General features: G+C 67.3%; 6 protein-coding genes. 5 read left to right on the top strand and 1 reads right to left on the bottom strand.

Going from position 1 to position 4,985, the window contains the following annotated elements; genetic code table 11:
* Positions 1-88: 88 nt before the first annotated feature.
* Complete coding sequence (locus tag KN815_RS41915) at positions 89-598, bottom strand: DUF3830 family protein (protein WP_211125410.1); 510 nt, start codon at positions 596-598, stop codon at positions 89-91.
* Positions 599-718: 120 nt separating this feature from the next.
* Here KN815_RS41915 and ehuB point away from each other — a divergent pair, with 120 nt between their 5' ends.
* The 5 genes from ehuB (at position 719) to KN815_RS41890 (ending at position 4,837) form a co-directional block, all read left to right on the top strand.
* Positions 719-1,642 (top strand): ectoine/hydroxyectoine ABC transporter substrate-binding protein EhuB, encoded by a 924-nt coding sequence (ehuB, locus tag KN815_RS41910; protein WP_216347020.1) that lies wholly within the window; start codon positions 719-721, stop codon positions 1,640-1,642.
* On the top strand, positions 1,639-2,388 hold the full coding sequence (gene ehuC / locus KN815_RS41905; RefSeq protein WP_216347019.1) for an ectoine/hydroxyectoine ABC transporter permease subunit EhuC: 750 nt from the start codon (positions 1,639-1,641) through the stop codon (positions 2,386-2,388). The genes ehuB and ehuC overlap by 4 nt, the downstream gene beginning before the upstream one ends.
* Positions 2,385-3,035, top strand: coding sequence for an ectoine/hydroxyectoine ABC transporter permease subunit EhuD (ehuD, locus tag KN815_RS41900; RefSeq protein ID WP_216347018.1), 651 nt, complete (start codon positions 2,385-2,387; stop codon positions 3,033-3,035). The genes ehuC and ehuD overlap by 4 nt, the downstream gene beginning before the upstream one ends.
* 22 nt (positions 3,036-3,057) lie before the next feature.
* A complete protein-coding gene (gene ehuA, locus KN815_RS41895; RefSeq protein ID WP_059142026.1) occupies positions 3,058-3,828 on the top strand; it encodes an ectoine/hydroxyectoine ABC transporter ATP-binding protein EhuA in 771 nt (256 codons plus the stop codon).
* Between the two features lie 247 nt (positions 3,829-4,075).
* Positions 4,076-4,837, top strand: coding sequence for an IclR family transcriptional regulator domain-containing protein (locus KN815_RS41890; RefSeq protein WP_216347017.1), 762 nt, complete (start codon positions 4,076-4,078; stop codon positions 4,835-4,837).
* Positions 4,838-4,985: the final 148 nt, after the last annotated feature.

The raw sequence follows: 4,985 nt of genomic DNA, 5'->3' as shown, positions 1-4,985 counted from the left end.
CGGGCCCGGGGCGAAGCCGCCCCGGGCCCGGCCGCATGCGCTACGCCCGGCGGAAACCGACGGCCACCGCCCGGCGAAAGCCGGTGCGCTACGCCCGGCGGAAGCTGAGGGTCTCCCCCAGCGCCCCGGCGCGCCACAGGTCCTGGCAGGCGTCGGCCATCCGGTCGAGGCCGTCGACGACCGAGCCCCAGACGATCCCGGGCACCCAGCCCGCGTCGCCGTTGATCAGCAGGTTGTTCCGCTCGTAGAAGAGCGCCAGGTCGACGACCTGCCGCCGCCCCTGGTGCTTGGCGTCGGTCTCGTATCCGTACGACTTCGTCCCGAGCTGGGTGTCCGTGAAGGTGAAGTAACACAGGTCACCGGGGATCGGGGTGATCGTCGGGTTCTCCAGGGGCGGCTCCTCGGGCGCGAAGGGGGGAAGCAGCGCATAGATCTCATTGCGCGCATACTTCGCGTGATATACGTCACCCCCCAGCGGCAGCGCGTTCCACACCGCCTCGCAGGTGATCGGCGCTCGCTCGTCAAGGAGCTTGGCCGTGCAGCTCACCCCGCGCTTCTCGAGCGAGACCTCGATGAACCGGTCGGCTCGGTCAACCATCGACTTTCCTCCAGGTCGCTTCGGAACCAGTCCTGCCGTAGGGGCCTACCCAGGCATCGGCTATATCAAGGGCCGGAAACAGCCTGCATATATTTGCCGGAGTCGGGTAGCCGCGCGCCCATGGCTCCACCACGTGAGAAAGACACCGATAGCAGAGAAATAGCGAAAATGGGTCCAAGCCGCCGCTCGCTTCTCGCCGGCGGCGCGGCCCTGGGCCTGCTGGGCGCGGCCGGTTGCAGCCGGGTGTCCGGCTCCGGCGCCAAGGACGGGGGCAATCTGCTGGAGCGACTGCGGTCGCAAGGCACGGTCCGGCTGGGAATAGCGGGGGAGATCCCATTCGGCTATATCGACAAGAACGGTGAGTTCACCGGCGAGGCGCCGGAGATCGCGAAGGTCATCTTCAAGCGGCTGGGAGTAGCCAAGGTCCAGCCGGTGCCGACCGAGTTCGGCTCGCTGATCCCGGGCCTTCGCTCGCAGCAGTTCGACGTGGTCTCGGCGGGGATGTACATCAACCCCGACCGCTGCGCCCAGGTGATCTTCTCCGACCCCGACTACCGCATGCGTGACGCGTTCATCGTGCGCAAGGGGAACCCCAAGAACATCCACAACTACGAGGACATCGCCAAGCAGAAGGCCAAAATGGCCACCGGTACCGCATATGCCGAGATCGGCTACGCGGAGGCCGTCGGGATCAAACAGAGCGACATGCTGATCCTCCCCGACCAGCTCGCCGGGCTGCTGGCCGTGGAACAGGGCCGGGCCGATGTCTTCGCGGGCACGACCGTGACCGTCCACAACGTGGTGAAGCAGCGGAACAGCCGACTGGCCGAGGCCACCGAGCCGTTCCAGGCGTACGTCGACGGCAAACCGGACATCGGCGCCGGCGGCTTCGCCTTCCGGCCGGAGGAGACCAAGCTCCGGGACGCCTTCAATGTCGAGCTCCACAAGATGAAGAAGAGCGGCGAGCTGTTGCGCATCGTGCGGCCCTTTGGCTTCACCAAGGAAGAGATGACCGATCTGACCGCCAAGGAGCTGTGCTCATGACGGCCGGACTGTGGGAAAACTGGCTTCTTCCGGGCGTCTGGATCACCAGCCAGCTCACCCTGTTCAGCGCGGTCTTCGCGGCCGCCGTGGCGTTCGGCATCGGGATCGCCCGCACCTCCCGGCTGTGGATCGTCCGCTTTCTGACCGGTTTCTATGTGGAGATCTTCCGCGGCACCTCGGCCCTGGTGCTGATGTTCTGGCTGTTCTTCGTGATGCCGCTGGCCTTCGGTTATCAACTGGTGTCGATGTGGGCGGCGGTGCTGGCGCTGGGCCTCACCTACGGGGCGTACGGCTCGGAGATCGTGCGCGGCGCGATCGCCTCGGTGGCCCCGGCGCAGCGTGAGGCGGCCATCGCGCTCAGCTTCAGCCCCGCGCAGCGGATGCGCCGGGTGATCCTGCCGCAGGCGATCCCGGAGATGATCCCGCCCTTCAACAATCTGCTGATCGAGCTGTTGAAGGCGACCGCCCTGGTCTCCGCGGTGAGCGTCGCCGACATCACCTTCGCCGCCCAGCTCTCGCGGCTGGCGACCGGCGACAGCCTGGAGATCTACGCGATCATCCTGGTCCTCTACTTCGTGTTGGCCTTCGTCCTCACCCGGCTGATGCGGCTGCTGGAACGGCGCGCCAAGGCGGGCATCGGCCAGGCTCCGGTGAAGTCCGGCAAGGGCCCGCTGGCGACCCGGAAGCTGTCCGCGCGCCAGGAGTCCGAGCAGTCGTCCAACATCATCACGGGAGGTGCCCAGTGACCTGGAACTGGGATGTGGCCAAGGACTTCCTCCCGGAGCTGGGCCGCGGACTGCTGATCACGCTGGAGGCGACCGCGCTGGGCTCGATCCTGGCGTTCGCGCTGGGCCTGGTGTGGGCGATGGCCTTCCGCTCGCCGACCCGCTTTGTGCGCTGGCCGGTGGCGGCGGTCGTGGAGTTCATCCGCAACACCCCGCTGCTGGTGCAGTTGTTCTTCTTCTACTACGTGCTGCCGACCTGGGACATCAAGTTCTCGGCGCTCACCACCGGGGTGATCGCACTCGGTCTGCACTACTCGACGTACACCGCCGAGGTCTACCGGGCCGGGATCGACGGTGTGCCCAAGGGGCAGTGGGAGGCGGCGACCGCGCTCAGCCTCTCCCGCGCCCGTACCTGGACCGCGGTGATCCTGCCGCAGGCCATCCGCCGGGTGGTGCCCGCCCTGGGCAACTACGTCATCGCGATGCTGAAGGACTCCCCGATGCTCGCGCTGATCGGCGTCGTCGACATGCTTCAGAAGGCGCGCGCGGAAGGCGCGTCGTCCTTCCAGTACATCGAGCCCTACACGATGGTCGGCATCGCCTTCATCGTCATCGCCTATCCGGCTTCCCTTCTGATGCGAGCCCTGGAGCGTCGTCTTGGCCACTGAAACCGACCACACGAATCCTGCCGTGGACGGCAGTGAACTGATCCGCTTCGACCAGGTGACCAAGCGCTTCGGCAGCAATACGGTCCTGGACAACCTCGACTTCTCGGTCTCCTCCGGCAAGCACGTCACCCTGATAGGCCCCTCGGGATCGGGCAAGACCACGATCCTGCGGCTGCTGATGACGCTGATCAAACCGGACGAGGGCACGATCAAGGTCGACGGCGACTACCTCACCCATGAGGACAGAGGCGGCTCGCTGGTCCCGGCCGGCGAGAAGCACACCCGTGAGGTGCGCAAGAAGATCGGGATGGTCTTCCAGCAGTTCAACCTCTTCCCCAATATGCGGGTGCTGCGGAACATCACCGAGGCCCCGGTGCATGTGCTCGGCCTGAGCAAGGACGAGGCCGAGACCCGCGCCCGGGAGCTGCTCGACCTGGTCGGGCTCGGCGACAAGTGCGACGCGTACCCGACGCAACTGTCCGGCGGGCAGCAGCAGCGGGTGGCGATCGCCCGGGCGCTGGCGATGCGGCCGCAGGTGATGCTGCTGGACGAGGTGACCTCGGCGCTGGACCCGGAGCTGGTGGCCGGGGTGCTGGATGTGCTGCGCGATATCGCCCATACGACGGACATCACCATGCTGTGCGTCACGCATGAGATGAACTTCGCCCGGGACATCTCCGACGATGTGCTGATGTTCGACGCGGGCCGGGTGATCGAGTCCGGACCGCCGGAAAAGATCTTCACCGAGCCGGAGCACGAGCGGACGAGGGAGTTCCTGAGCGCGGTTCTCTAGATCATCCGGCCCCTGCCGAGCAGATCATCCGGCCCCTGCCAGGTAGATCACCCGACCCGGCCCGGGCGCCGACCGGCACTGCCCCCGCGACCCATCCGCGGGGGCATGCCTATGTCATATGCCCTGGATATACGCCCCTGCTGACCGGGGGTGCGGCACCTCGGCAATATCCTCAACAGCCGATCCGGATAAGCCCCTTGGCGGCTATCGTGATAGAAAGCCGCGCCAACCTGCGAGGGGGGAAATCGTGGCGCTCAGGCCCGAGCCGACCGCACCGTTCCACTCGGTGCAGCACGCCCTCCGGATCCTGGAGGTCATCGCCAAACACCCGTCCGGCGTCAGCGACATCATGATCGCCCGGGAGACCCGGCTGCCCGCCCACCAGCTCGCCGAGCTGCTGCTGATGCTGCGCCGCGAGGGCTATGTGGAGCAGATCGCCGACGGGGCCTATGTCGGCGGCATCTCGCTGACCCTGCTGGGCTCCGCGGGCCCCGGCCGCGGCCACGCCGTCCAGGACAAGCTCCAGCGCTCCCTGATCGCGCTGCGCGACTCGGTGGGCGCGGCGGTCTATCTCAGCCGCTATGTGGACGGCGAAATCAAGATCACGCAGTATGCGGACGGACCGCGGACGCCCAAGGTCAACGAGTGGGTGGACTTCCGCTCCGCCGCCCATGCGATGGCACTCGGCAAATGCCTGCTCACCCAGCTCGACCAGGACAGCCGCCGCGATCATCTCTCGCGCCATAAGACGGTGCGGCTCACCTCCCGGACCACCACCAGCGAAAGGGTGCTGTTCCGCAAGCTGGACAGCCAGCCCGCCACCGTCCCCGTCCTCGACCTTCAGGAATACGCGATCGGCACGGTCTGCGCGGCGGTTCCGGTCAGCGCCGGCCGCTCGGTGGGCTGCCTGGCCCTCTCCCTCCCCCTGGCCCATGCCCACCGGCTGCGCCAGGCCGCCGACGCCCTCAACCGTGAGGCGGCCCCGATGCTGCTCTCCCTCTCCATCTGAGCCCGGATCCCGGCCCCGGCCGCCCTCGAAGGGAGCCCCGGCCGCCCTCGGCGGGCTCCGGCTATGCCCCGGAGAGCGATGGTCAAAACCACCCTCCCGGACCAGGTAGTATTTACCTCGTCAGCACGCGCCGCTAGCTCAGTTGGTT

This window comes from Streptomyces niphimycinicus, from assembly GCF_018883605.1.
GTDB classification, from domain to species: Bacteria; Actinomycetota; Actinomycetes; order Streptomycetales; family Streptomycetaceae; genus Streptomyces; species Streptomyces niphimycinicus.
The sequence above is the reverse complement of the archived record's forward strand: the minus strand, read 5'-3'. Positions and strand labels throughout refer to the sequence as shown.